Annotated in this window: 20 protein-coding genes; 11 read left to right on the forward strand and 9 right to left on the reverse strand. The window is 71.2% G+C overall.

Annotated elements, in window-relative coordinates:
- The first annotated feature begins 259 nt into the window (after positions 1-259).
- From F8R89_RS08965 to F8R89_RS08975, 3 genes are all read left to right on the forward strand, one after another.
- The gene (locus tag F8R89_RS08965; RefSeq protein WP_151783466.1) at positions 260-1216 is read left to right on the forward strand and encodes a hypothetical protein; all 957 of its coding nucleotides are present in this window, start codon (positions 260-262) and stop codon (positions 1214-1216) included.
- A gap of 154 nt (positions 1217-1370) precedes the next feature.
- Positions 1371-2420 (forward strand): LacI family DNA-binding transcriptional regulator, encoded by a 1050-nt coding sequence (locus F8R89_RS08970; RefSeq protein ID WP_151783467.1) that lies wholly within the window; start codon positions 1371-1373, stop codon positions 2418-2420.
- The gene (locus F8R89_RS08975) at positions 2417-3364 is read left to right on the forward strand and encodes a carbohydrate kinase family protein (protein ID WP_151783468.1); all 948 of its coding nucleotides are present in this window, start codon (positions 2417-2419) and stop codon (positions 3362-3364) included. Before F8R89_RS08970 ends, F8R89_RS08975 begins: the two co-directional genes overlap by 4 nt.
- Positions 3365-3566: 202 nt before the next feature.
- Here F8R89_RS08975 and uvrA read toward each other — a convergent pair whose 3' ends face one another.
- Complete coding sequence (gene uvrA / locus F8R89_RS08980; protein ID WP_151783469.1) at positions 3567-6653, reverse strand: excinuclease ABC subunit UvrA; 3087 nt, start codon at positions 6651-6653, stop codon at positions 3567-3569.
- Between the two features lie 222 nt (positions 6654-6875).
- On the opposite strand from uvrA, the gene F8R89_RS08985 reads away from it, so the two are divergent.
- Complete coding sequence (locus tag F8R89_RS08985; protein ID WP_151783470.1) at positions 6876-7562, forward strand: maleylpyruvate isomerase family mycothiol-dependent enzyme; 687 nt, start codon at positions 6876-6878, stop codon at positions 7560-7562.
- Between the two features lie 82 nt (positions 7563-7644).
- Positions 7645-8301 carry an MBL fold metallo-hydrolase gene (locus F8R89_RS08990; protein WP_151783471.1) on the forward strand — a complete coding sequence of 219 codons (657 nt, stop codon included), beginning with the start codon at positions 7645-7647 and terminating at the stop codon, positions 8299-8301.
- Between the two features lie 203 nt (positions 8302-8504).
- On the opposite strand, the gene aroQ is transcribed toward F8R89_RS08990, so the two are convergent.
- Positions 8505-8978 carry a type II 3-dehydroquinate dehydratase gene (gene aroQ / locus F8R89_RS08995; RefSeq protein WP_151783472.1) on the reverse strand — a complete coding sequence of 158 codons (474 nt, stop codon included), beginning with the start codon at positions 8976-8978 and terminating at the stop codon, positions 8505-8507.
- A 117-nt stretch (positions 8979-9095) separates the two neighbouring features.
- Between aroQ and F8R89_RS09000 the strand changes: the two genes are divergently transcribed.
- Both F8R89_RS09000 and F8R89_RS09005 read left to right on the forward strand, forming a co-directional pair.
- Positions 9096-10142, forward strand: coding sequence for a S66 peptidase family protein (locus F8R89_RS09000; RefSeq protein ID WP_151783473.1), 1047 nt, complete (start codon positions 9096-9098; stop codon positions 10140-10142).
- A gap of 61 nt (positions 10143-10203) precedes the next feature.
- Positions 10204-11514, forward strand: a complete 1311-nt coding sequence (locus F8R89_RS09005; RefSeq protein ID WP_225994351.1) for an MFS transporter — start codon at positions 10204-10206, stop codon at positions 11512-11514.
- Between the two features lie 36 nt (positions 11515-11550).
- Here F8R89_RS09005 and F8R89_RS09010 read toward each other — a convergent pair whose 3' ends face one another.
- From F8R89_RS09010 to F8R89_RS09035, 6 genes are all read right to left on the reverse strand, one after another.
- The gene (locus F8R89_RS09010) at positions 11551-12651 is read right to left on the reverse strand and encodes a calcium:proton antiporter (RefSeq protein WP_151783474.1); all 1101 of its coding nucleotides are present in this window, start codon (positions 12649-12651) and stop codon (positions 11551-11553) included.
- 267 nt (positions 12652-12918) lie between these two features.
- Complete coding sequence (locus tag F8R89_RS09015; RefSeq protein WP_151783475.1) at positions 12919-13920, reverse strand: TerC family protein; 1002 nt, start codon at positions 13918-13920, stop codon at positions 12919-12921.
- Positions 13921-14142: 222 nt separating this feature from the next.
- Positions 14143-16140, reverse strand: a complete 1998-nt coding sequence (locus F8R89_RS09020; protein ID WP_151783476.1) for a TerD family protein — start codon at positions 16138-16140, stop codon at positions 14143-14145.
- A 52-nt stretch (positions 16141-16192) separates the two neighbouring features.
- Positions 16193-16771, reverse strand: a complete 579-nt coding sequence (locus F8R89_RS09025; protein WP_151783477.1) for a TerD family protein — start codon at positions 16769-16771, stop codon at positions 16193-16195.
- Between the two features lie 167 nt (positions 16772-16938).
- Complete coding sequence (gene uvrB, locus F8R89_RS09030) at positions 16939-19083, reverse strand: excinuclease ABC subunit UvrB (RefSeq protein ID WP_151783478.1); 2145 nt, start codon at positions 19081-19083, stop codon at positions 16939-16941.
- 40 nt (positions 19084-19123) lie between these two features.
- A complete protein-coding gene (locus tag F8R89_RS09035; protein ID WP_151783479.1) occupies positions 19124-19987 on the reverse strand; it encodes an MHYT domain-containing protein in 864 nt (287 codons plus the stop codon).
- A 276-nt stretch (positions 19988-20263) separates the two neighbouring features.
- Between F8R89_RS09035 and F8R89_RS09040 the strand changes: the two genes are divergently transcribed.
- The 4 genes from F8R89_RS09040 (at position 20264) to fdhA (ending at position 24666) form a co-directional block, all read left to right on the forward strand.
- The gene (locus F8R89_RS09040; protein WP_151783480.1) at positions 20264-21139 is read left to right on the forward strand and encodes a glycerophosphodiester phosphodiesterase; all 876 of its coding nucleotides are present in this window, start codon (positions 20264-20266) and stop codon (positions 21137-21139) included.
- A gap of 47 nt (positions 21140-21186) precedes the next feature.
- The gene (locus tag F8R89_RS09045) at positions 21187-21741 is read left to right on the forward strand and encodes a methylated-DNA--[protein]-cysteine S-methyltransferase (protein WP_151783481.1); all 555 of its coding nucleotides are present in this window, start codon (positions 21187-21189) and stop codon (positions 21739-21741) included.
- A gap of 237 nt (positions 21742-21978) precedes the next feature.
- Positions 21979-23262, forward strand: coding sequence for an MFS transporter (locus tag F8R89_RS09050; protein WP_151783482.1), 1284 nt, complete (start codon positions 21979-21981; stop codon positions 23260-23262).
- 177 nt (positions 23263-23439) lie between these two features.
- The gene (gene fdhA / locus F8R89_RS09055; RefSeq protein WP_151783483.1) at positions 23440-24666 is read left to right on the forward strand and encodes a formaldehyde dehydrogenase, glutathione-independent; all 1227 of its coding nucleotides are present in this window, start codon (positions 23440-23442) and stop codon (positions 24664-24666) included.
- Between the two features lie 56 nt (positions 24667-24722).
- Here the strand turns inward: fdhA and F8R89_RS09060 are convergent, their stop codons facing one another.
- Positions 24723-25151, reverse strand: coding sequence for a VOC family protein (locus F8R89_RS09060; protein WP_151783484.1), 429 nt, complete (start codon positions 25149-25151; stop codon positions 24723-24725).
- Positions 25152-25224: the final 73 nt, after the last annotated feature.

Below are 25224 nucleotides of genomic sequence, written 5' to 3' on the forward strand. Positions count from 1 at the left end.
TCGCCCCGGACGCCCTCGCCCCGTCACCCTCCGTCATGCCGGCGGCGTCCGGACCGACGGGTCGGGACTCGGCCAGGACCGTACCGCCGTTGCGGCACAAGTGTTGTCGGGGCCTGGCCGACACGCTTCAATGCGGGGGAACTCGGGGCCCTGAACGGCGGCTTACGGATGTGAAGACCCCCGCTCCGCCCTCGCCGACGGGCCCCGAGCCGTGTGAACGGTCCGACCAGCCGTTGTGCCACCACAGAAAGGCCCCTGCATGCCGCACGCCCCTCAGCACGCGGACATCGCCGCCGTCACCACCGCGGAGCTGGACACGGCCCTGCGAGGCGGCCCCTTCCACGTCGCCCTGCGTGCCGCGATCGCGGCACGGGGCCTGCCCCTGCAGCGGGTCCAGCACCATCTGTCCCGGCGCGGGGTGAAGGTCGGCGTGACCAGCCTGAGCTACTGGCAGCAAGGGGCCCGTCGGCCCCAGCGCCCTGAGTCGCTGCGTGCCGTGCGGGCGCTGGAGGAGATACTCCAGCTGCCCGAGGAGTCCCTGATCAGGCTGCTCGCCGAGGCCGACGGCCCGAGCGCCCACCAGCGCCCGGCGGCCCGCTCCTACCGCTCCCTGATGGAGGCCTCCGGCGTCCTGGAGCAGCTGCTGTCCGAGCTGGACAGCCCGCGTGACGGCGGCCTGCACACGCTGGCCCATCACGAGCGGGTCCGCATCGGGCAGCGCCGTGAGCTGGCGGAGTGCGAGTCGCACCACATCGTGCGGGCCCACACGGACGGCGTGGACCGCTTCCTGGCCGTCCACCACGGCGACCCGGGCTGTCTGCCCGAGCGCATGAGGGTGCATGCCCTGGAGAACTGCCGCACCGGCCGCGTGCGGCGGCACCAGGAGACCGGTGTCCTCGTCGCCGAGCTGCTCTTCGGCACCCGGCTGCGGGCGGGTGAGACCCATCTCTTCCGGTACGGCGTGGAGGACGGCACGGCCAGCCTCTCCCATGAGTACGCGCGAGGCTTCCCGCTCGCGGGCGGGCAGTACGCCCTGCAGGTCCGCTTCGCCGACGACGTCCTGCCCCTGCACTGTCACCGGTTCTCCCAGCACTCGGCGGCGGCGCCCCGCGGCGGCCGGCAGCGGCTGGTCCCGAGCGCACAGCATCGTTCCGTCCACCTGGTCGAGCAGAGGGTGCGGACGGGGATCGTGGGCATCGGCTGGGCCTGGGAATGAGCCCTTTGCCCGTTTCCCGGGTTCAGCGGGTCCGGGTGGCGTCGGGTGACGTAAACGCTTGCGCAAGCGTTTACGTAGGCTCCCTCATGCGTTACCGTCCGGACGGAGGAAGCCGCAACGGGCGGTCGGAGCGGGCAGAGCGGGAGGAGGCACCGTGGCGACCATGGCCGACGTCGCGCGCAGCGCCGGTGTGTCCGTGGCGACCGTCTCCCATGTCCTGAACGACACCCGGCCCGTGCTCCCCCACACCCGCCAGGCCGTGCTGGACGCGATGGATGAGCTCGGCTACACGCCCAACACCCTCGCGCGCTCCCTGGTGACCGCGCGCACCCGCTCCATCGGGCTCGCCGTGTCGGCGATCAGCAACCCCTACTTCACGGAGATCCTCCAGGGCGTCGAGGCGGCAGCCCTGGAACGCGGATACGGCCTGCTCATCGCGGACCCGCACGACGACCCGCACCATGAACGCAAGGTCGTCCAGCTGCTGCACGAACGCCGGGTCGACGGCATGATCGTCGCCCCGTCGCCCGACCCGAGCGAACTGCTCGCCTACCTGGGGCGCCACAAGGTGCCGGCCGTCCTGCTCGACCGGGTCGTCGAGCTTCCGGCGGACGGCTCCCTGGTGTGCGACCAGATCTGTGCCGAGAGCGCCACGCCGACGGCCCGGCTCGTCACGCATCTCGCCGGACTCGGCCACCGCCGGATCGGCATGGTCGCCGGCCTTCCGGGGCTGAGCACCACCGTGGAGCGGCTCGCCGGGTACCGGGACGGTCTGGCGGCCTCCGGGCTCCCCTACGACGAGGGGCTGGTCGTGCACGGCGACTCCGAGTCCCGGGGCGCCGAACGGGCGACCGCCGCGCTGCTGGCCCTCGCCTCGCCGCCGACCGCCCTGGTCACCGCCAACAACGCCATGACCATCGGCACCCTGCGCGCCCTGCGCGATCACGGCCTGTCGGTGCCCGGAGACATCGCCCTGTGCTGTTTCGACGACTTCGCCTGGGCCGATCTGTTCTCTCCCCGGCTCACCGCGATCGCCCAGCCCAGCAGGGACATCGGCGCCGAGGCGGTCCGCGTGCTCCTGGACCGGCTGGCGGATCCGGCCACGCCCGCCCGGACCCTGCGTCTGCCCTGCACCTTCGTGCACCGCACCTCGTGCGGATGTGCCGAACAGCCCCTGACGTCCGTGAAAGGAACCCCCTCGTGATCGTCGTCGCCGGTGAGGCCCTGATCGATCTGGTGCCGCAGGGCACGGGCGCCCTCGCCCCGCTGCGGCCGGCGCTCGGCGGGGGCCCGTACAACACCGCCGTCGCCCTCGGCCGGCTCGGCTCGCCCACCGCCTTCTGCTCCCGGACGTCTCTCGACGCCTTCGGGGAGGCCCTGCTCGACGGGCTCCGGGAGGCGGGGGTGGACGTATCGGCCGTGCAGCGCGGCCCGGAGCCGACCACGCTGGCGGTCGCGACCATCGACGCCCAGGGGTCGGCCGCCTACTCCTTCTATGTCGAGGGCACCGCCGACCGGCTCTTCTCGGCGCCCCGGGAGCTGCCGGAGGGGACCCGAGCGGTGTCCTTCGGGACCTGTTCGCTCGTCCTGGAACCGGGGGCGAGCGCCTACGAGGAGCTGATGCGCAGGGCGGCCGGGCACGGGGTGTTCACCGCGCTCGATCCGAACATCCGGGCAGGGCTGATACCGGACCCGGACGCGTACCGGGCCCGGTTCGAGAGCTGGCTGCCGTCGGTGTCGCTGCTCAAGCTGTCCGAGGAGGACGCGGCGTGGCTGGGTGGGACGCCGCGTGAGTGGCTGGCCGCGGGACCGGCGGCCGTCGTGATCACTCGGGGCGGGGACGGGCTCACCGCCTATACGCGGGACGGGGCGGTGCACTCCGTGCCGGGCGAGGCCGTCGACGTGGTGGACACGATCGGTGCGGGCGACACCGTGAACGCGGCCCTGCTGCACGGGCTGGCCGCCGAGGACGCGCTGTCCGCCGACGCGCTCGTGGGACTGGGCGCGGAGGGCTGGACACGGCTGCTGCGGTTCGCGGCGCGGGCTGCCGCGATCACCTGCTCCCGGGCGGGGGCGGAACCGCCGTACGCCGCCGAACTGGCGGACCAGAACGGGGCTTCGGCCGGGGACTTCGCCGGGGGCGTCTGAGAAGGGCGTCCTCGTGTGCCTCTGTCTCGTGTCTGTCGTGCGCTGTTGAGGAGTCAAAGACCGGTGCGGGCCCCTGGATGGGGCCGCTGATGATCCAACGGGTGGCGCCCCGCGGGAAGTTCCCGCGGGGCGCCACCCGTTCCGGAATCGCCCGGTCCGGCCCTCGGAGGGGCGGACCGGACGCTCAGGCCGTTCAGGCCGCTCAGGCCTTGGGAGCCCGCGTCGTCTTCGTCGCCGCGGTCTTCTTCGTGGCCGTCTTGGACGCTGTCTTCTTGGCCGCCGTCTTCTTCGCAGCCGTCTTCTTCGCGGCCGTCTTCTTCGCGGCCGGGGCGCCGGTGGCCTTGTCGGCCGTCCTGGCCGTCGCGGTCCTGCGGGTCGCCGAGCCGGCCGCGACGGTCTTCCTGGCCGTCTTGCGCGGGGCCTTCACCGAGGCGGCGTCGCTGATCCGCTCGGCGTCGAGGATCTCGCGCAGGAACTTGCCGGTGTGGCTGGCGGGCACCGCGGCGACCTCCTCGGGCGTGCCCTCGGCGACGACGAGGCCGCCTCCGGCACCTCCCTCGGGACCCATGTCGACGAGCCAGTCGGCGGTCTTGATCACGTCGAGGTTGTGCTCGATGACGATGACCGTGTTGCCCTTGTCGACCAGGCCGGAGAGGACCTTCAGCAGCTTGCTGATGTCCTCGAAGTGCAGACCGGTGGTCGGCTCGTCGAGGACGTAGACCGTGCGGCCGGTGGAGCGCTTCTGCAGCTCGCTGGCGAGCTTCACGCGCTGCGCCTCACCGCCGGACAGCGTGGTCGCCGCCTGGCCGAGCCGGACGTAGCCGAGACCGACGTCGTTCAGCGTCTTGAGGTGGCGGTTGATCGCCGGGACGGCCTCGAAGAAGTCCATGGCCTCCTCGATCGGCATGTTCAGGACCTCGGCGATGGACTTGCCCTTGTAGTGGACCTCCAGGGTCTCCCGGTTGTACCGGGCGCCGTGGCAGACCTCGCACGGGACGTAGACGTCCGGGAGGAAGTTCATCTCGATCTTGATGGTGCCGTCGCCCGCGCAGTTCTCGCAGCGGCCGCCCTTGACGTTGAAGGAGAAGCGCCCCGGCAGATAGCCGCGGACCTTCGCCTCGGTGGTCTCGGCGAACAGCTTGCGGATGTGGTCGAAGACGCCGGTGTACGTCGCCGGGTTGGACCGGGGCGTACGGCCGATGGGCGACTGGTCGACGTGCACGACCTTGTCGACCAGGTCGTCGCCGTCCACGCGCGTGTGCCGTCCGGGGACGCTGCGGGCGCCGTTCAGCTCGCGGGCCAGGTGCGTGTACAGGATGTCGTTGACCAGGGTCGACTTGCCCGAACCGGAGACGCCGGTCACCGCGGTGAAGACGCCGAGCGGGAAGGAGACGTCGATGTCCTGCAGGTTGTTCTCGCGGGCGCCGTGGACCGTGAGCTGCCGGGACGGGTCGAGCGGGCGCCGGATGTCGGGCACCGGGATGGCCTTCTTGCCCGCCAGATACTGGCCCGTCTGCGACTCGTCGTTGGCGAGCAGCTCCTTCAGGGAGCCGCTGTGCACGACCTTGCCGCCGTGCTCGCCGGCACCGGGGCCGATGTCGACGATCCAGTCGGCGACCTTGATGGTGTCCTCGTCGTGCTCGACGACGATGAGCGTGTTGCCCATGTCGCGCAGGCGGACCAAGGTCTCGATCAGCCGGTGGTTGTCCCGCTGGTGCAGACCGATGGACGGCTCGTCGAGGACGTACAGGACGCCGACGAGTCCGGAGCCGATCTGGGTGGCGAGCCGGATGCGCTGGGCCTCGCCGCCGGACAGGGTGCCGGCCGCCCGGTTGAGCGAGAGGTAGTCCAGGCCGACGTCGACCAGGAACCGCAGCCGCTCGTTGACCTCCTTCAGCACGCGCTCGGCGATCTTCTTGTCGCGGGCGCTCAGCTTCAGCTCGCCCAGGAAGTCCGCGCAGTCGCTGATGGACATGGCGGAGACCTCGGCGATGGACTTCCCCATGACCGTGACGGCGAGGACGATCGGCTTCAGCCGGGTGCCCTTGCAGGAGGGGCAGGGCACCTCGCGCATATAACCCTCGAAGCGCTCGCGGCTGGCGTCGCTCTCGGCCTCGCTGTGCCGGCGCTTGACGAAGGGGACGGCGCCTTCGAACGGCGTCGTGTAGACCCGCTCGCGGCCGTAGCGGTTGCGGTACCGCACCTCGATCTGCGTCTTGTGGCCGTAGAGCAGGGCCTTCTTGGCGCGCTGCGGCAGACCGGCGAACGGGATGTCCGTCCGGAAGCCGAGGGCGTCCGCGAGGGCGCCGATCAGACGGCCGAAGTAGTCCTTGGTGTGCCCGTGCGACCAGGGGTGGATGGCGCCCTCGTCGAGGGACTTGTCCTCGTCCGGGACGATCAGCTCGGCGTCGACCTCCATGCGCGTGCCGATGCCGGTGCACTCGGGGCAGGCGCCGAAGGGCGAGTTGAACGAGAAGGAGCGCGGCTCCAGCTCCTCGAAGGAGAGGTCGTCGTACGGGCAGTACAGGTGCTCCGAGAACATGCGCTCGCGCTCGGGGTCGTCCTCGGGGAGGTCCACGAAGTCGAGCACGACCATGCCGCCGGACAGGCCGAGGGCGGTCTCGACGGAGTCGGTGAGGCGGCGCTTGGCGGAGTCCTTGACGGTGAGGCGGTCGACGACCACCTCGATGGTGTGCTTCTCCTGCTTCTTCAGCGTGGGCGGGCTGGACAGCTGGATCGTCTCGCCGTCCACGCGTGCGCGTGAGTAGCCCTTGGTCTGCAGGTCGGAGAAGAGGTCGACGAACTCGCCCTTGCGCTCGCGCACCAGCGGCGAGAGCACCTGGAAGCGGCTGCCCTCCGGTAGCTCCAGCACCCTGTCGACGATGGCCTGCGGCGACTGGCGCGTGATGGGACGGCCGCACTCGGGACAGTGCGGCTTGCCGATGCGCGCGAAGAGCAGCCGGAGGTAGTCGTAGACCTCGGTGATGGTGCCGACCGTGGAGCGCGGGTTGCGCGAGGTCGACTTCTGGTCGATGGAGACGGCCGGGGACAGACCCTCGATGAAGTCGACGTCCGGCTTGTCCATCTGGCCGAGGAACTGCCGGGCGTACGACGACAGCGACTCGACGTAGCGCCGCTGCCCCTCGGCGAAGATGGTGTCGAAGGCCAGCGAGGACTTGCCCGACCCCGACAGGCCCGTGAAGACGATGAGCGAGTCGCGCGGCAGCTCGAGCGAGACGTTCTTGAGGTTGTGCTCGCGCGCGCCACGGATGATGAGACGGTCGGCCACGCCGGTCCGCACCTTTCTTGAGAAGAGTGACAGGGGCGAGGCCCCCGTCATTTCCAGACTAGGGGGAGCCACTGACAACGCCGGTCGGATTCCGTGAGGGACAACAATCCCGAGGCCTCCAGCATGCCCGACGCCGAGATCGAGCCTATAGCACGCGCATTCGATTTACGGTCCTCGTTCACCACCTTCACCCAATGGTGTGGTGGAGCTAATGTCAGGCTCATGATTGATCACGCTCGTGACCTGGAGTCTGTACGTGAGGCGACCGAACGGCTGCTCACCGCAGCCGCCAAGGTGGACAACGCCCGTGTGACCGAGCCGTCACGGCTTCCCGGCTGGAGCCGCGGTCATGTCCTCGCCCACCTCGCGCGCAACGCGGACGCTCTGCTGAACGTCCTCGAGGGGCGCCCCATGTATGTCTCCGCCGCCGCCCGTGACGCCGACATCGAGCGGGACGCGCCCCGCCCGCTCGACGTCCAGCTCGCCGACGTCCGGCAGACCGCCGACCGCCTCCAGCGGGCGGCGGCCGTGCCCGCCGACTGGTCCCGCACGGTGGAGCTGCGCAACGGCGTGACGGACACGGCGGCCCGTCTGCCGTTCCGCCGGTGGGTCGAGGTGGAGCTGCACCACGTCGACCTGGGCATCGGATACGAGCTGGAGGATCTGCCCGCGGAGTTCGTGGAGCGGGAGACCGACTTCCTCGCCGAGCGCTTCTCCGGACACCCCGACGTCGAGCCGGTCCGGCTGACGGACGGCACACGCGTGTGGCGCACGGGACGGGACGAGGACCCGGTCGGGATCACCGTCCGGGGCACCGGAGCCGACCTGCTCGGCTGGCTCTCCGGGCGCCGCACAGGGTCCGCGCTGACCGTCGAGGGCGGCGCTCTTCCGACCCTTCCGCCGCTCTAGCCCTCGCCGCCCTCGTAGGCGACGGCCGGCCTTGTCCGGCGTCGGGACGGCCGGCCGTGAGCCCCCGCTATAGGCTGCCGCCATGACGTACAGCGGACAGGTGACGGTCGGTGGCCCCGCCGACGTGCACGAGCTCAAGGACCTGATGATCACCAAGATCGCGGTCGGCCCGATGGACAACAACGCCTATCTGCTGCGCTGCCGGGCCACGGACGAGCAACTGCTGATCGACGCCGCCAACGAGGCGGACACCCTGCTGGGCACGATCGGTGACGACGGCATCGCGTCCGTCGTCACCACCCACCAGCACGGCGACCACTGGCAGGCCCTCGCCGCCGTCGTGGACGCCACCGGCGCGCGCACCTACGCCGGACGCGAGGACGCCGACGGCATCCCGGTTCCCACCGACGTCCTCGTCGACGACGGCGACGTCATCCGGGTGGGGCGCGTGGAGCTCACCGCGCGCCACCTGGTCGGGCACACGCCGGGTTCGATCGCCCTCGTCTACGACGACCCGCACGGGCATCCCCATGTGTTCACCGGCGACTGCCTCTTCCCGGGCGGTGTCGGCAACACCCGCAAGGATCCGGAGGCGTTCGCCAGCCTGATCCACGACGTCGAGACCAAGATCTTCGACGTGCTGCCCGACGAGACCTGGGTGTATCCGGGGCACGGGAACGACACCACGCTGGGCGCCGAGCGCCCCCATCTGCCGGAGTGGCGCGCCCGCGGCTGGTGACGCGGGCGCCGCGCGTTCAATGGACCAGCGTGCGCGCCCCGTGTGAACGCCGCGCACGCGGTGAAGACACGCGTGCGCTCCCGGCGTGCGCCGGAGCGCGGTCCACTGGTGTCAGCCCCGCGCAGGATGACGGCTCCTGAGCGGAACGGGCCGCCGGTCTTTCCATCCCCGCCCTCGGCCGGCGGCCCCGGCGAACCGCCCTGTCAGGCGTCCGCCCGGCCCTTCCCGGCCAGCGTCGCGACGCGCTCCACGCCGAAGGCGTACCCCTGCACCCCGCAGCCCGCGATGACGCCGTCGGCCCGCAGGGAGACGTAGGAGTGGTGCCGGAACGACTCCCTGCGGTGGATGTTGGAGATGTGGACCTCCAGCACGGGCAGCCCGTCACACGCGTTGAGGGCGTCCAGGATCGCCACGGAGGTGTGCGAGTAGGCGCCCGGGTTGATCACGATCCCGCAGTGCCCGAGCCGTGCCTCCTGGATCCAGTCGACCAGCTCGCCCTCGTGGTTGGACTGCCGGAAGTCGACGGTTCCGCCGTGCGCGGCCGCCGTCCTGGCGCACAGGGCCTCCACGTCCGCGAGGGTCTCGGAACCGTAGATCTCGGGCTGGCGCTGCCCGAGCAGGTTCAGGTTGGGGCCGTTCAGGATCATGATGGGGGCGTCGGCGAGGGTGCGGGGCACGGTTCCTCCGGTCCGTTCAGGGGCGTGCGGTGCGGGTCGTGCGGTGCGGAACCACCGCTGCCCGAACCCCGGTTTATCACGGTGCGCAGCGCGCTCCCGGCCCCCTACCCTCTGGACATGACCATGATCGCGTACCCGCCCAAGCCCTCCCCCGGTGACCGTGTCGCCGTCATCTCGCCCGGAGCCGGTCTGCCCGGTCTCTTCCCGCAGCCCTTCGAACTGGGACTGAAGCGGCTCCGCGAGGACTTCGGGCTCGTACCGGTCGAGTATCCGGCGACCCGCACGATGGGGTCCACGCCGAAGGAGCGGGCGGACGACATCCACGCCGCCTTCGCCGACCCGGAGATCAAGGCGGTCATCGCGTCCATCGGCGGCGACGACCAGATCACCGTGCTGCCGTACCTGGACCGGGAGTTGATCCGGGCGAACCCGAAGCCGTTCTTCGGGATGAGCGACAACACGAACCTGCTGATGTTCCTGCGCAACACCGGCATCGTCGCCTACCACGGCGCGAGCGTGATGGTCGAGCTCGGCCGGCCGGGCGCCATGAATCCGCGGACCGCCGACTCCCTGCGGGCCGCGCTGTTCACCTCCGGCGAGTACACCCTCCGTCCCGCCGAGCGCTGGAACGACGTCAACCGCGACTGGGCCGACCCCGCGACCTTCGAGTCGGAGGCGGAGCTGCGGCCCGCCGACGGATGGACCTGGGTCAACGCCGACCGGGTCGTGGAGGGCCGCACCTGGGGCGGCTGTCTGGAGATCCTCGGGTGGCTGCTGATGGCGGACCGCGAGATCTCCCACGACCTCTCCGAGTACGACGGTGGTGTCCTGCTGCTGGAGACGAGCGAGGAGTTGCCGAGCGGCGAGGAGGTCTTCCGCACCCTGCGGAACATGGGTGAGCGCGGGCTGCTGCGGCGCTTCTCGGCGCTGCTCATGGGCCGCGCGAAGACCTGGTCCTTCGAGCGCCCCAACTCCCCGGAGGAGGCCGCCCGGTACGCCGCGGAGCAGCGCGCGGCCGTCGAGCGCGCCATGCGGGCGTACGCCCCCGACACGATGATCGTCTTCGATGTCGAGTTCGGGCACACCGATCCGCAGCTCGTGATCCCGTACGGCGGCATCGCGCGCGTGGACGGTCCCGCCCGGCGCATCACCGTCACCTACTGATCGCCCCCGGCGCGCCCGCGCGCCCCCGTAACCGGTGGTCACGCTGGGTAGTTGATCCAGCATGCGCGATGCACGCACCGTAAGGGCGCCCTCCATGCTGCGGCTGGCGGGCGCCTCGCTCGCCGGGACGGCCATCGAGTTCTACGACTTCTTCGTCTACGGGACCGCGGCCGCCCTCGTGCTGGGGCCGTTGTTCTTCCCGACGTTCTCGCCGGTGGCGGGGACGCTGGCCGCGTTCGCCACCTTCGGCGTGGGTTTCGTGGCGCGGCCGCTGGGGTCGGTGCTGTTCGGGCACATCGGGGACCGGCGCGGGCGCCGGCCGGTGCTGGTGGCCTCTCTGCTGCTGACCGGGGGTGCCACGGTCGCGGTCGGCTGTGTGCCGACGTACGGGACGATCGGCGTCGCCGCGCCCATGTTGCTGCTCGTGCTGCGCTTCCTGCAGGGGCTGGGGCTCGGCGGCGAGTGGGGCGGGGCCGTGCTGCTGGCTGTGGAGCACGCCCCCGCCCATCGGCGCGCGCTGTGGTCGAGCTTCCCGCAGGTCGGCCCGGCGCTGGGCTTCCTGCTGGCCAACGGGGTGGTGCTGGGGCTGTCGGCGGGGCTGTCCGAGGAGCAGTTCGCGGCGTGGGGGTGGCGCGTGCCGTTCTGGGCGGCCGGGGTGCTCGCCGTGGCGGGGCTGTGGCTGCGGTCGTCGCTCGCGGAGAGTCCGCGGTTCCTGGAGATCGACGACCACGCGCGCGTGCCGCTCGTCGAGGTGGTGCGCGACCACTGGCGGCTTCTGCTGCTGACGGCCGGGGCGCTGTCGGTCGGGTACGCGATCTTCTACGCGGTGACGACCTGGTCGCTGGCGTACGGCACGGAACGGCTCGGGGCGAGCCGCACCGTCATGCTGACGTGTGTGATGGGCGCGGTGGTGGTGAAGGGCGCGCTCACCCCGGTGATGGCTGTGCTCGGCGACCGGTACGGGCGCCGGCCGCTGTGCCTGGCCGGGTGCGCCGCGGCCGCCCTGTGGATGCTGCCGATGGTCGCTCTGCTCGCGACGGGCCGGCCCCTGCCGATGTTCCTGGGCTTCACCGGTGCGCTGATCGCGTTCATCACCATGTTCGCGGTGATCGCCGCGTATCTGCCGGAGCTGTACGAACCCCGGGTGCGCTGCACGGGCGCCGCGGTCGGCTACAACCTCGGCGGGGTCCTGGGCGGCGCACTCACTCCGATCGCGGCCACCGCGCTCGCGGGGCAGGGCGGCGGGGTGCCCTGGGGCGTGGGGGCGTATCTGACGGGGATCGCGCTGCTGAGTCTGGGCTGTTTCTCCCTGCTGCCCGAGACCCGCCCGGTGGCGGCGGTGACGACGGCGGCGGAGCCCGCCACCGGATGACGGGAGCCGGTGACGGGCCGCGCGGCCGGCGCGCTCTCAGGGGTTGATCGCGAGTTCCAGATAGGCCGCGAACAGGACCAGGTGGACGCCGCCCTGGAGCGGCGTCGCCCGCCCCGGAACCACCGTCAGCGAGCTCACCACCACCGTGAGCGCGAGCAGCACCATATGGGTCGGGCCGAGCCCGAGCACGAGGGGGCCGGAGAGCCAGAGGGAGGCCAGCGCCACCGCGGGGATGGTGAGGCCGATGCTGGCCATCGCCGAGCCGAGGGCAAGATTCAGGCTGGTCTGCACGCGGTCCCGGCGCGCTGCGCGCACGGCGGCGATCGTCTCGGGGAGCAGCACCAGCAGGGCGATGACGACACCGACGACGGCGTGGTGCAGTCCGGCGGCTTCGACACCGGACTCGATGGTGGGCGACACGCCCTTGGCGAGGCCGACGACGCCGACCAGGGCCAAGCCGAGCAGTCCGAGGCTGGTCAGCGCCGCCCGCTTGGAGGGCGCGTCGGCGTGGGCGTCGGAGGTGATCACCTCGCCCTTCCGGCTGACGGGCAGGAAGTAGTCGCGGTGCCGCACGGTCTGGGTCGTCACGAACAGGCCGTAGAGGATCAGCGAGGACACCGCGGCGAACGTCAGTTGCACCGTGGAGAACTCGGCGCCGGGCTTGCTGGTGGTGAAGGTGGGCAGCACCAGGCTCAGGGTGGCCAGTGTGGCGACGGTGGCCAGGGCCGCGCCGGTGCCCTCGGGGTTGAAGACCGCCGTGCGGTGCCGCAGGGAGGCCACCAGCAGGCACAGGCCGACGATGCCGTTGCAGGTGATCATCACGGCCGCGAAGACGGTGTCCCTGGCCAGGGTGGAGCTCTTGTCACCACCGTCGATCATCAGGGTCACGATGAGGGCGACCTCGATGATCGTGACCGCGACGGCGAGGACCAGGGAACCGAAAGGTTCACCCACTCGGTGGGCGACCACCTCGGCGTGGTGCACGGCGGCGAGGACGGCGCCGGCCAGGACGAGCGTGATCACCGCGACCACCGCGCCTGTCAGGTCCCGCCCCCAGGTGAGGACCAGCAGCACGACCGCGAGCACCGGCACGACGGTCGTCCACCGGGTCGCGAGCGGTCTGAGCCGATCGATCATGGAGCGATCGTCGCAAAGGCTGTTCGGGTTCGCATTGTCTGAGGGGTGGCCTGAGGAGTGCTCGGGCGGCCCCGCGGGGCCCTCGTGGAGCGGGGGGCTCGGGTGTCTTGTGTCGTGGTGCGAAATCGGTCATCTCCTGTACGTCGCGGTCCAGGTCGGGGCCGGTCGCCCCGGTGGGCGGTCGGCCGTGCGCGGGAGCGGTGCCCGGCGCTGTGCCGGGCACCGCTCCCGGTGTCGGTCCTTCGGCGTCCTGCCGCCGGCCGGCGGTCAGACGTCGACGCGGTCCTTGGGAGTACCCTCGCCGCCCTGCTCCACGGCCTCGGCCGCCGCCTGCTTCCGGGAGGCCCGGAGGCTGGTGATCGTGGTGACGATCAGGACGGAGCAGATCACGCCGAGCGAGACGGGGATGCTGATCTCGGGGACGTGGACCCCCGACTCGTGCAGCGCGTGCAGCACCAGCTTCACGCCGATGAAGCCGAGGATGATCGACAGGCCGTAGCTGAGGTGGACCAGCTTGCGCAGCAGACCGCCGATGAGGAAGTACAGCTGCCGGAGGCCCATCAGGGCGAAGGCGTTGGCGGTGAACACGATGTACGGGTCCTGCGTGAGGCCGAAGATCGCCGGGATGGAGTCCAGGGCGAAGAGCACGTCGGTCGTGCCGATCGCGAGCATCACGACCAGCATCGGGGTCATGACCCGCTTGCCGTTCTCCCGGATCCACAGCTTCGTGCCGTGGTAGCGGTCGGCGACGCCGAACCTGCGCTCGGCGGCCTGGAGGAGCTTGTTCTCCTCGAACTCCTCGTCCTCCTGGTCGGCGCGGGCCTCCTGGATGAGCTTCCAGGCCGTCCAGATGAGGAAGGCGCCGAAGAGGTAGAACACCCAGGCGAAGCTGGCGAGGATCGCGGCGCCGGCGGCGATGAAGATCGCCCGCAGCACCAGGGCTATGAGCACACCGACCAGCAGAACGCGCTGCTGGTACTGCGACGGCACCGCGAACTTCGCCATGATCAGGACGAAGACGAAGAGGTTGTCGACGCTCAGCGATTTCTCGGTGATGAAGCCGGCGAAGAACTCGCCGCCGGCCTGCCCGCCGCCGAAGAGCAGCAGGCCGAGCCCGAAGAGGCCGGCCAGGGCGATCCAGACGACCGTCCAGATCCCGGCTTCCTTGATCGACACGTCATGCGGCTTGCGGCCGATGAAGAAGTCGACGGCGATCAGGGCGGCGAGGCCCACGATGGTCAGGACCCACAGGGTCGTTGAAACTTCCACTGCGCCTCCGGCAGTCGTAACGGCAGATGTCAGCGTCGTCGCGCGCCGGAGGTCTCTTCCACCCACGAGGGGCCGACGCCCCGGGATCTGGCCAGATCCGTATTGACGGGTACGCCGCAGCAGACAGGGAGTACTCCCCTCCGTGGGATCAACAGTAACGAATCACCAAGGAAAGGTAAAGCGCTTGGCAAAAAGATCACCAAGTATGCAGGTCAGGGCTTTTTACCAATGCTTGGCGCGGGCCTCGGCGACCTTTGCCAGCACCTGCTGGAGCACCTGGCTGCCGGGCGGCACGAGCGAGGGCTCATAGGTCCAGGCGTGCCCGACCCAGGGGTCGGCCAGGTGGTCGTCCGGCACGGGGGTCAGCCGCAGCAGCGCCCGCCACAGCGGGTCGAGCAGCGGCCCGTAGGCCGAGGCGTCCTCACGGTCGGCCACCATCATCAGATGGACGCCGACGGCCGGTCCCTCGTCGGCGAGGTAACGCAGCTGGTTCACGGCCCGGTCGTCGAAGCCGTGCGGGAAGTCGTTGACGATCAGGAGTTGCTGGGAGGTGTCGAAACCGGGCGGGAGGGAGTCGGGCGCCCCACCGCGCAGCGCCATCTGCACCAGGTCGACGCGCTGGGTGAGACGGGCCAGGACGTCCGCCACTCCGGCCGCACCCGTGGCGGGCGGGCCCGCGAGCACGCCCGTCCGTACCAGCGGGTCGAGGGCCTGGGCGCCCGAACCCGCCGGGTCGATCACATGCACGCTGAACTCGCCCGCCGGGTAGACCGCCAGCAGCCGGGCCGCGTGCGCCACGGCCGTCTCCATCGCGAGGCGGCGCATGTCGTGGGTGTCGGTGAAGGAACCGTCGAGCGATGCGCCACGTCCGCTGTCGATCCACAGACCGCGCTCCAGCGGCAGCCGGATCAGCATCGGGATGCGCAGGTCGGAGCACTCGGGCAGATAGAGGTCGCCCAGGCGCAGAGCCATGGGGATCTCCATCGGGACGCGGTAGCCGTGCCAGACGGGGTTGTCCCAGCGCGCGAACGCGGGCGGCAGCGCGGGCTCGACCACCTCGGACTCGGCGGTCAGCTGGGCCACGTCGCGGTCGAGGGCCGCCTGGGCCTGCTCGACCAGCTCGGTGTGCCGGGCCTGTGCCGCCTCGCGGGCCGCGTCGCCCTGGCCGCCGATCCTGCTGCGCGGGTCCGACAGGGCCTGGTCGAGCTCCTTCTCCATACGCGACTCGGCGAAGTCGACCGCGCTGCGGTAGGCGGCCGTCGTGCGGGCCAGGTCCTCGAACATGCCCCAGACCTGGTTGTAGAGCCGCTCCTCCATGGACCAGCCGGTGGCGTCACCTGCGACGGGCTGCGCCGGCCTGCCGGGCTCGGCGGGAGGCGCGGTGGGCGGCGGTGGCGGCGGAGCGGAGGTCTGCCGGCGCGGGTGGCTGTAGTCGATGCCGCCGCCAGAGGTGGGCGCGGCCGGCTGGGCGTCACCCTGGTAGGGGGACTGCGGCGCGGGCTGGCCCGGTATCCCAGGCGACTGCGTGCCGTACGGCGACGTCGGCACCGGACCGGACCCGCCGGCGGTGGAGGCGGGGCCGCCCTGGTCCGGGCCGAGGGCCGGTGCGGCCGGCTGCCGGGAGCGGTCGCCGTCCGGGCGGGACGAGGGTGCCGGTACGGAGCGCGCCAGTCCTTGGGCCACCGCCTCGTGGATGCCGCCGGCGAGTTGGCGGGCCTCGGCCAGGCCCTGGTCGGTGAAGAGGTCGGTGAGACCGCCCGCGTAGCCCTGGCCGATGGCCCGGACCTTCCAGGCGCCCTGGCGGCGGTAGAGCTCCAGGGCGATCACGGCCGACTCGGTGTCCAGACCGGCCACGGTGTAGCTGGCGATCCCGGTGCCGTCGAGGCCCGTGACCGCGACGAAGGGGGCGGGGACGGCGCCGAAGCGGGCCGGTCCCCCGGCGCCGGTCGGCAGGGCGAGCAGCACACTGACCCGGTGGACGGCCTCCGGCATGGCGTCCAGGTCCACGGCGAGACGATGGTCGGCGGCTGCCTGCCGGGAGACCTCCAGGCCGGGCAGGGTCGGGGTGCCGGGATGGGCCACCCACTCCACGCCGTGGATCCTGCCCTGCTCGTCGCCGAGCGTGGCGGCTGCCACCATCGGTGTGCCGGCCGAGACCCTGATCTCCAGACGGGACTGGGAGAGCGGGTGGTTCTGCCCCCGCACCAGCTCGGCCGTCATGCCCTCGTCCCCCTGTGTCGCTTGTCGTGTCGTGTGCTGCTCGCCGGGCGGCCTACAGGTGCGGCAGGATCGCCGGCATCAGGTCCTGGAAGGTGCGGCCGTTGGCCGGGGTGCCGAGGGCGGTCATCGTCCAGCCCGAGCCCGCGCGGTGCACCTTCGCCATGATCTGGGCCGTGTAGGCGCCGCCGCCCGCGAGCGTGTAGCGGGCCAGCTCCTGGCCGTTGGTCTCGTCGACGATGCGGCAGAACGCGTTCTGCACCTCCTGGAACGTCTGGCCCGTGAAGGAGTTCACGGTGAAGACGATCTGGTCGATGTGGACCGGTACCCGCGCGAGGTCGACGAGGATGGCCTCGTCGTCGCCGCCCTGGCCGACACCGCCGACGAGGTTGTCGCCGGTGTGGCGGACCGAGCCGTCGTCGCTCACCAGGTGGCGGAAGAAGACGACGTCGACCGGCTGCTTGTCCGCGAAGAGGACCGCGGAGGCGTCGAGGTCGATCTCCCGCGTGCGCGAACCGAACAGGCCGCGCCGGGGAGCCGCCTGCCAGCCGAGACCCATGCGCACCGCGGTCAGGCTGCCCCCGTCGTTCTTCTGCAGACTGATGGCCTGACCCTTGGTCATGTTGACGGTCACGTGCTGATTCCCCTCTCGAACAGTCCCCTGTTGCCCGCGGGCTCCGCGGATGACCAGAACCCTACGCAGGGGCACTGACAGTGACGTACCCCGGTCCCCACTTTGTGTCGGTCTTGCAACACAGCGCGTACGCGCGGGCCGGGTCACCGGCCGGGGATATGGGCCGGTCAGGCGATTCCGGCCTCCTTCATCTGACGCAGCTCCTTCTTCATCTCGGACACCTCGTCCCGCAGCCGGGCCGCGATCTCGAACTGGAGGTCCGCGGCGGCGGCGCGCATACGCTCCGTCAGGTCCTCGATCTGCTGGGCGAGTTCGGCCGCCGGCTGGTCGGTCGGGACGGTCTCCTTGGCCTTGGACCTGCCCTTGGCCGGCTTCGCGGCCTGCGCGGCCTTGCCGCCGAGCGACGGCACGGGTGCCTTGGTGCCCCGGCCGTCCTTCTTCGCCCGGTAGCCGGTGCCGAGCAGCTGCTCGGTGTCGACGTCCTCGCGGGCGATCTGCGCGACGATGTCGTTGATCTTCTTGCGCAGCGGCTGCGGGTCGATGCCGTGTGCCTCGTTGTACGCGATCTGCTTCTCGCGGCGGCGGTTGGTCTCGTCGATGGCCTTCTCCATCGCCGGGGTGATCTTGTCCGCGTACATATGGACCTCGCCGGAGACGTTGCGCGCCGCGCGGCCGATGGTCTGGATGAGGGACGTACCGGAGCGCAGGAAGCCCTCCTTGTCCGCGTCGAGGATCGCCACCAGGGACACCTCGGGGAGGTCGAGGCCCTCGCGCAGCAGGTTGATGCCGACGAGGACGTCGAACTCGCCGGCGCGCAGCTCGCGCAGCAGCTCGACGCGGCGGAGCGTGTCGACGTCGCTGTGGAGGTAGCGCACCTGGATGCCGAGCTCCAGGAAGTAGTCCGTGAGGTCCTCGGCCATCTTCTTGGTGAGCGTCGTGACGAGGACGCGCTCGTCCTTCTCGACGCGGCCGCGGATCTCGTGCACCAGGTCGTCGATCTGGCCCTCGGTGGGCTTGACGACGACCTGCGGGTCGACGAGGCCGGTCGGGCGGATGATCTGCTCGACCTGGCCGTCGGAGCGGGAGAGCTCGTAGGTGCCGGGGGTGGCCGACAGGTAGACGGTCTGGCCGATGCGCTCCTGGAACTCCTCCCACTTCAGCGGCCGGTTGTCGAGGGCCGAGGGCAGGCGGAAGCCATGGTCGACGAGGGTGCGCTTGCGGGAGGCGTCTCCCTCGTACATGGCACCGATCTGCGGCACGGTGACATGCGACTCGTCGATGACGAGCAGGAAGTCGTCCGGGAAGTAGTCCAGCAGCGTGTTCGGCGGGGAGCCGGGCTCGCGGCCGTCGAAGTGCATCGAGTAGTTCTCGACGCCGGAGCAGGTGCCGATCTGGCGGAGCATCTCCAGGTCGTACGTGGTGCGCATGCGCAGCCGCTGGGCCTCGAGGAGCTTGCCCTGCTTCTCCAGCTCGGAGAGGCGCTCGCCGAGCTCCTTCTCGATGTCGTTGACGGCGCGCTCCATGCGCTCCGGGCCCGCGACGTAGTGGGACGCGGGGAACACGTAGAGCTGCTGGTCGTCGCTGATGATCTCGCCGGTGAGCGGGTGCAGCGTGGACAGCGCCTCGATCTCGTCGCCGAACATCTCGATGCGTACGGCGAGCTCCTCGTAGACCGGGAAGATCTCGATGGTGTCGCCGCGGACCCGGAAGGTGCCCCGGGTGAACGCGAGGTCGTTGCGCGTGTACTGGATGTCGACGAAGCGGCGCAGCAGCTCGTCCCGGTCGATCTCCTCACCGACCCTCAGCGGAACCATGCGGTCCACGTACTCCTGCGGAGTGCCGAGGCCGTAGATGCAGGAGACCGAGGCGACCACGACGACGTCGCGGCGGGTGAGCAGCGAGTTCGTCGCGGAGTGGCGCAGGCGCTCGACCTCCTCGTTGATCGAGGAGTCCTTCTCGATGTAGGTGTCCGACTGCGGGACGTACGCCTCGGGCTGGTAGTAGTCGTAGTACGAGACGAAGTACTCGACGGCGTTGTTCGGCAGGAGTTCGCGGAACTCGTTCGCCAGCTGGGCGGCGAGCGTCTTGTTCGGCGCCATCACCAGGGTGGGGCGCTGGAGCTTCTCGATCATCCACGCGGTGGTCGCGGACTTGCCGGTGCCGGTCGCGCCGAGGAGGACGACGTCCTTCTCCCCGGCCTGGATGCGCCGGGCGAGCTCGGCGATGGCCGCGGGCTGGTCGCCGTTGGGCTGGTAGGGGCTGACGACCTCGAAGGGCGCCACCGTGCGTTCGATGCTGGAAACGGGCCGCATGCAATCAACCGTACGACCCGCCACTGACAACGTGGTCCGATCAGTGGTTCTGCGGGGTCCGGGCGGCTCGCTGGACGGTGCGGCGGGCGGTGTGCGCCGGGTGCCGGAGCCGGCGCGGGACGGTGGCGTGGGCCGGTACGCCGGGCTTCTCCTCGGCGGGGGGTTCCTCGGGCTGCCCCAGGACCGTCCTCGGTCCGAAGATCATGACGGCGCCGGCGAGGAGCAGGAAGGCGAGCGGGCCGATCAGCATCGGCGCGAGCAGGGAGGCGGGTGAGTCGCCGGTCGTGGCGGGCCCGGTGCGGTGCAGGTGGACGCTGAGGGCGGCCATGCCGGTGTAGTGCATGCCGCTGGCGGCGAGGCCCATGATCAGGCTGGCGCCGACGCTCCAGAGCACCCCCCTGACCTGTCCGGCGGCCCAGAGGGCGGCGGTGGCGGCGAGCATCGCTATCACGACGGAGGCGGCGACGGTGAGCGTGTTGTACTCCAGCCTGCCGTCGAGGCGCATGCCCGCCATGCCGAGGTAGTGCATGGAGGCGACGCCCAGGCCGGTGATGGTGCCGCCGGTGAACAGGGCCGTCCCGCGGGCGCCGCGGCTGCCGACGATGAAGATGCCGATGCCCACCATGACGATGGCGAGGGCGAGGCTCGCGAACGTGATGGGCTTGTCGTAGTGGATCGCCGTCTCGTCGACCGTGAAGCCCATCATGGCGATGAAGTGCATGGTCCAGATGCCGGACCCGATGGCGACCGAGCCGAGGGCGAGCCACGCGGGGCGCCGGGAGCGCGCGACGAGCATCGACCTGGTGGTGCAGCGCAGCCCGAGCGCGCCACCGAGGCAGGCCATGAGGTAGGCCACCAGCGGTGTGACGATCCCGTAGCTGAAACCGTCGACCGTCCCCTGCATACGAGGCTGCCCTTCCGCCTGTTTACATCCCGGAATGTTCGATCGTGCGCCCCCTCCCGGGACCGCCCGAGCGGGCCAGGGTTGAGGCAGAGAGTAACCCCCACCGCAAGGCTCGAACGATTCTCCTGCAAAGAAACACGGGCCTGCCCCAGTTGTGCGGCACGAGTGAGCGGACGGGGCAACTCCGGGCGTTCCGTTGCCGACCCGCACTCCTTCGTCGTTGACCCTGTGCTGTCAGAGTTGAGCTGACCGTGATCTTCGACACGAGGAGTACGTATGCACGCGCGCGCTGTTGCCGCCACGACGGCCGCACTGCTGGGAACGGCCGCTCTGCTGTTTCCCGCTCCCGCCGCCGGCGCGGGCGTCCGGGCCGAGCGGCCGACGGTCATCGCCCACCGAGGGGCCTCCTCCTACGCGCCCGAGAACACGCTGGCCTCCGTCGACAAGGCCGCCGGCCTGGGCGTCGAGTGGGTCGAGAACGACGTGCAGCGCACCAAGGACGGCGAGCTGGTCGTGATCCACGACGACAACCTGAAGCGCACGACGGACGTGGAGGAGGTCTTCCCCGGCCGGTCCCCGTGGAAGGTGAAGGACTTCACCGCGGCGGAGATCGCCCGGCTCGACGCGGGCAGCTGGTTCGGGCCGGAGTTCGCGGGCGCGCGCGTGCCGACGCTGAGGCAGTTCGTGGACCGGGTGGAGTCGCACCGGCAGAAGCTGCTGCTGGAGGTCAAGAACCCGGAGCTGTACCCGGGCATCGAGCAGCAGATCCTGAAGACGCTGGACGACGAGGGCTGGCTCGACGCCTCGCACCTGGCGGGCCGGCTGATCGTGCAGAGCTTCAGCGCCGACAGCGTCCGGGCCGTGCACGAGCTGCGGCCGTCGGTGAAGACCGGTCTCCTCGGCACGCCGTCCGTGGCGGACCTGTCGCGGTACGCGGTCTTCGCGGACCAGATCAACCCGTCGTACACGACGGTCTCCCCTGGCTACGTGTCCTCCGTCCACGAGTTCGACGGACCGCACGGCGGGCCGCTGGAGGTGTTCACCTGGACCGTGAACGACGCGGACACCGCCCGGCAGGTCGCCGGGTACGGGGTCGACGGGATCATCACCAACAGCCCGGACGTGGTGCGGGACGCGTTGCCGACCGGCTGAGCGGCTCTGCGGGACGTGTTGTCAGTGGCGGCCCGTACGGTGAGCACATGGACAGCCACGGGCAGGACGAGCAGCGGGTGGTGTGGGCCGTCGTCGGCACCGCCATCGGTCCGCTGATGCTGGCCGCCACACGGGACGGCCTGGTCAGCGTCGTGTTCCACGCCACGCCGGAGATACGCGAGAAGACGCTGGAGCGGCTGGCGGCGCGGCTGGGCGCCGAACCGGTCGAGGACCCGGACTCCGCCCTGCTCGCCGAGCCGATACGTCAGCTGGAGGAGTACTTCGCGGGGACGCGCAAGGACTTCGACCTGCCGCTGGACTGGTCGCTGATCTCGGGCTTCAACCGGCAGGTCCTGCGCGAGCTGGTCTCGTCGGTGCCGTTCGGGGCGGTCGTCGGGTACGGCGATCTCGCGGGGCGGGTCGGGCAGCCGGGTGCGGCCCAGGCGGTCGGCATGGCGATGGGCGCCAATCCGCTGCCGGTCGTGGTGCCGTGCCACCGGGTCGTGGAGAGCGGCGGCGGCATCGGGGGCTTCGGGGGCGGTCTGGAGACCAAGCGGAAGCTGCTGGCGCTGGAAGGGGTCCTGCCGGAGCCGCTGTTCTGACGCGCCGTCTCTGTCCCCGAGCGGCGACCGGCGGCGGACCGGGCAGAGTGGGACGAGCGACGGACCGGCTCGAGTGGGACGAGCGGCGGACCGGCCGGAGTAATCGGTTGGGCCGGCGCTTCGGAGGGGGGAGACTGCGCCCGTGACGACGACATTTTTCACCCGCCCGTACGCGGCCGGTCCGGTGTGTCGCCTTGCGCCGTCCGGCTGGACGCCTGCCGGGTCCGGGCAGGCGTCATGACGAGTGTGGAGCGCCGGGCGGCCGTCCCGGCGACGCCCGAGGATCTCGCGGCGCTGCGGCGCCGGACGTCGGCCGTGCTGATCGCGACGCAGATCCTGGGTGGCCTCGGGGTCGCCACCGGCATCGCGCTCGCCGCTGTCCTCGCCAAGGAGGTCAGCGGCACCGAGTCGCTGTCGGGGCTCGCGCCCACCGCGACGGTCGCGGGCACGGCGGTGCTGTCGATGCCGCTGGCCGCGCTGATGACCGCGCGGGGGCGCCGTCCGGGGCTCGTCCTGGCCTATCTGATCGGCGCCCTGGGCGCCGGCGTCAGCGTGCTCGCGGCCCGGGCCGGGAGCTTCCCGCTGCTCCTGTGCGGGCTGGCGGCGTTCGGCGCGGCCTCGTCGGCGAACCTCCAGGCCCGTTTCGCGGCCGCCGACCTGGCCGAGCCCGAGCAGCGCGCGCGTGCCATCTCGCTGGTCGTGTGGGCGACCACCATCGGCGCGGTGATCGGGCCGAACATCGCGGCCCCCGCCGGACGCAGCGTCGCCGGTCTCGGGATACCCGCGGCGGCCGGCCCGTTCCTGTGGGCGGCGGGGATCTTCCTGCTGTCCGCGGTCGTGGTGGCCGTACTGCTGCGTCCGGATCCCCTGCTGACGGCGCGTGCCCTGGCGCCGACGGAGGAGGGGACGCCCTCGGGGCGTTCCCTGCGCGCGGGCGTGGCCGCGGTGGTCGCCTCGCCGCGGGCCCGGCTGGCCGTCGTGGCGGTCGCCGTGGCACACACCGCGATGGTCTCGGTCATGTCGATGACCCCGGTCGACCTGGAGCATCACGGCGCCGGGATCGAGCTGATCGGGCTGGTCATCAGCGGACACATCGCGGGCATGTACGCGTTCGCCCCGCTGATGGGCCGGCTGTCGGACCGGCTGGGGCGGCTGTCCGGGATCGGGCTGGCCGTAGGGCTGCTGGCGTGCGCGGTGTTCCTCGCCGGCACGGCGGGCGGCCGGCACGGGCAGACGGCGGCCGGCCTGTTCGTGCTCGGCCTCGGCTGGTCCGCGGGTCTCGTCTCGGGATCGGCGCTGCTCACGGACTCGGTGCCGCAGGCCGCGCGCGCCGCCGCGCAGGGCCTGTCGGACCTGGTCATGAACGCCTCGGCGGGCATCGGCGGCGCGGCCGCGGGTCTCGTCGTCGCCACGGCCAGCTACGCCTGGCTGAACTTCTTCGCCGCCTGTCTGCTGCTGCCGCTGGCGGCGCTGGCCCTGTTCACCCGGAGCGGACGGACGGGAGCCGTCGCGGGCGACTGACACGCGGTCCACGCCGTCGAACAGGGCTCTTTCCAGGCCGTCATGGACCGCTGCGGCCGGTGGGCGCGCGACGGCTGGCCGGACGGCCTGAGCGGTAGCAGACTCGGATGTGCGCGCAGCCGCTGGTATCCGACTGGCTTCCGGAAGAGACGGGAGCCGAAGGGACGGAGATCACGCATGAGCGGAAACAGGGCAGTGGCGTATCTGAAGCCGGGCGCTGTCGAGGTCAGGACCATCGACTATCCGACGCTCGAGCTCAAGGACGGTCCGGGAGTCCATCCGGCCAACGTCGGCCGGGTGTGCCGGCACGGGGTGATCCTCAAGGTCCTCGCGACGAACATCTGCGGAAGCGACCAGCACATGGTGCGCGGCCGGACGACCGCGCCGGAAGGGCTGGTCCTCGGACACGAGATCACCGGAGAGATCGTCGAAAAGGGCCCCGACGTCGAGTTCCTCGACGTGGGCGACATCGTCTCCGTGCCGTTCAACATCGCCTGTGGGCGCTGCCGCAACTGCAAGGAGCGCAAGACGGGCATCTGCCTGAACGTGAACCCGGCCCGGCCGGGCGCCGCCTACGGCTATGTCGACATGGGCGGCTGGGTCGGCGGGCAGGCCGAGTACGTGATGGTCCCCTACGCGGACTTCAACGCGCTGAAGTTCCCCGACCCCGAGCAGGCTCGCGAGAAGCTGCTCGACCTGACCATGCTGTCGGACATCTTCCCGACCGGCTTCCACGGTGTGGTCAGTTCGGGTGCCGGGGTCGGTTCGACGGTGTACATCGCCGGGGCCGGCCCGGTGGGGCTCGCGGCGGCCGCCGCGGCGCAACTGCTGGGTGCCGCCGTCGTCATCGTCGGCGACCTGAACGCCGAACGCCTCGCGCAGGCGCGCAGCTTCGGGTGCGAGACGGTCGACGTCTCGCAGGGCACCGTCGAGGACCAGCTCGAGCAGATCCTCGGGGAGCCCGAGGTGGACGCCGCGGTCGACGCGGTCGGCTTCGAGGCCCGGGGGCACGGCAAGGACGCCGGGGAGGCGCCCGCCACGGTCCTCAACTCGCTGATGGGGATCACGCGCGCGGGCGGTGCCCTCGGCATCCCCGGGCTGTACGTCACGGACGACCCGGGCGGCGTCGACCAGGACGCGCAGACCGGCACGCTGAAGGTGCGCCTCGGTCTTGGCTGGGCCAAGAGCCACACGCTGACGACCGGGCAGTGCCCCGTCATGAAGTACCACCGGGGCCTGATGATGGCGATCCTGCACGAGCGGGTCCACATCGCGAAGGCGGTCAACGCCACCGTGATCGGCCTGGAGGACGCACCGACCGGCTACGCCGAGTTCGACCAGGGCGCCAGCCGCAAGTACGTGCTCAACCCGCACGGGGCGCTGGACGGCGTGCAGCCAGTCTGACGCCGGAGCCGCGAAAGGGGGCCACGCGCGCGTGGCCCCCTTTCGCGGTCATCGGGTCAGTCGTAGTGCCGGGCCTCGAACACGTTGCCGTCGGGGTCGCGGAAGTAGAAGCTGCGCGTGGCGTGCCCGCGGGCGCCGAAGGAGTCGTTCGAGATGTCCGACACCGGTGTGCCGCCCTCCTCCAGGCGGGCGCGCAGGGTGTCGAAGGCTTCGCCGGGCAGGGCGAGGCAGACGTGGTTGACGGGGTGGCCGGCGCTTCCCGCGGCGCCGGGCAGCATCTTCATCCGCTCGGCCATGGTGAGCGGCATGAGGTCGATGATCGTCTCGTCGTTGAGGCGGACGGACGGGAACGGCACCGCCCCTTCGGTGAACTCGGTGAGCCGGACGGGCTCCATGCCGACCGTCTTCTCGTAGAAGCCGGCGGCGGCCACCGGGTCGCGGACCCACAGGACGACATGGTCGAGACGTGCGGTGTTGTCCTTCATGCGCTCCAGGCTGGTGTCGTCCCCCACAGGCCGCAAGGGTTTGACCGGCCGCGTGTGTCGCCAGGGATGAGGG

This window comes from Streptomyces sp. SS1-1, from assembly GCF_008973465.1.
GTDB lineage: Bacteria > Actinomycetota > Actinomycetes > Streptomycetales > Streptomycetaceae > Streptomyces.

What these genes read in the sequence shown, in the direction of transcription:
- F8R89_RS09000 (WP_151783473.1), top strand. Translation starts at nt 9,096, where the DNA reads ATGACCATGATCGCGTACCCGCCCAAGCCCTCCCCCGGTGACCGTGTC.
- F8R89_RS09010 (WP_151783474.1), bottom strand. Translation starts at nt 12,651, where the DNA reads ATGATCGATCGGCTCAGACCGCTCGCGACCCGGTGGACGACCGTCGTG.
- F8R89_RS09045 (WP_151783481.1), top strand. Translation starts at nt 21,187, where the DNA reads ATGGACAGCCACGGGCAGGACGAGCAGCGGGTGGTGTGGGCCGTCGTC.
- F8R89_RS09005 (WP_225994351.1), top strand. Translation starts at nt 10,204, where the DNA reads ATGCGCGATGCACGCACCGTAAGGGCGCCCTCCATGCTGCGGCTGGCG.
- F8R89_RS09050 (WP_151783482.1), top strand. Translation starts at nt 21,979, where the DNA reads ATGACGAGTGTGGAGCGCCGGGCGGCCGTCCCGGCGACGCCCGAGGAT.
- F8R89_RS08990 (WP_151783471.1), top strand. Translation starts at nt 7,645, where the DNA reads ATGACGTACAGCGGACAGGTGACGGTCGGTGGCCCCGCCGACGTGCAC.
- uvrB (WP_151783478.1), bottom strand. Translation starts at nt 19,083, where the DNA reads ATGCGGCCCGTTTCCAGCATCGAACGCACGGTGGCGCCCTTCGAGGTC.
- F8R89_RS08985 (WP_151783470.1), top strand. Translation starts at nt 6,876, where the DNA reads ATGATTGATCACGCTCGTGACCTGGAGTCTGTACGTGAGGCGACCGAA.
- fdhA (WP_151783483.1), top strand. Translation starts at nt 23,440, where the DNA reads ATGAGCGGAAACAGGGCAGTGGCGTATCTGAAGCCGGGCGCTGTCGAG.
- F8R89_RS09060 (WP_151783484.1), bottom strand. Translation starts at nt 25,151, where the DNA reads ATGAAGGACAACACCGCACGTCTCGACCATGTCGTCCTGTGGGTCCGC.
- F8R89_RS08965 (WP_151783466.1), top strand. Translation starts at nt 260, where the DNA reads ATGCCGCACGCCCCTCAGCACGCGGACATCGCCGCCGTCACCACCGCG.
- F8R89_RS09040 (WP_151783480.1), top strand. Translation starts at nt 20,264, where the DNA reads ATGCACGCGCGCGCTGTTGCCGCCACGACGGCCGCACTGCTGGGAACG.
- F8R89_RS09020 (WP_151783476.1), bottom strand. Translation starts at nt 16,140, where the DNA reads ATGACGGCCGAGCTGGTGCGGGGGCAGAACCACCCGCTCTCCCAGTCC.
- F8R89_RS09035 (WP_151783479.1), bottom strand. Translation starts at nt 19,987, where the DNA reads ATGCAGGGGACGGTCGACGGTTTCAGCTACGGGATCGTCACACCGCTG.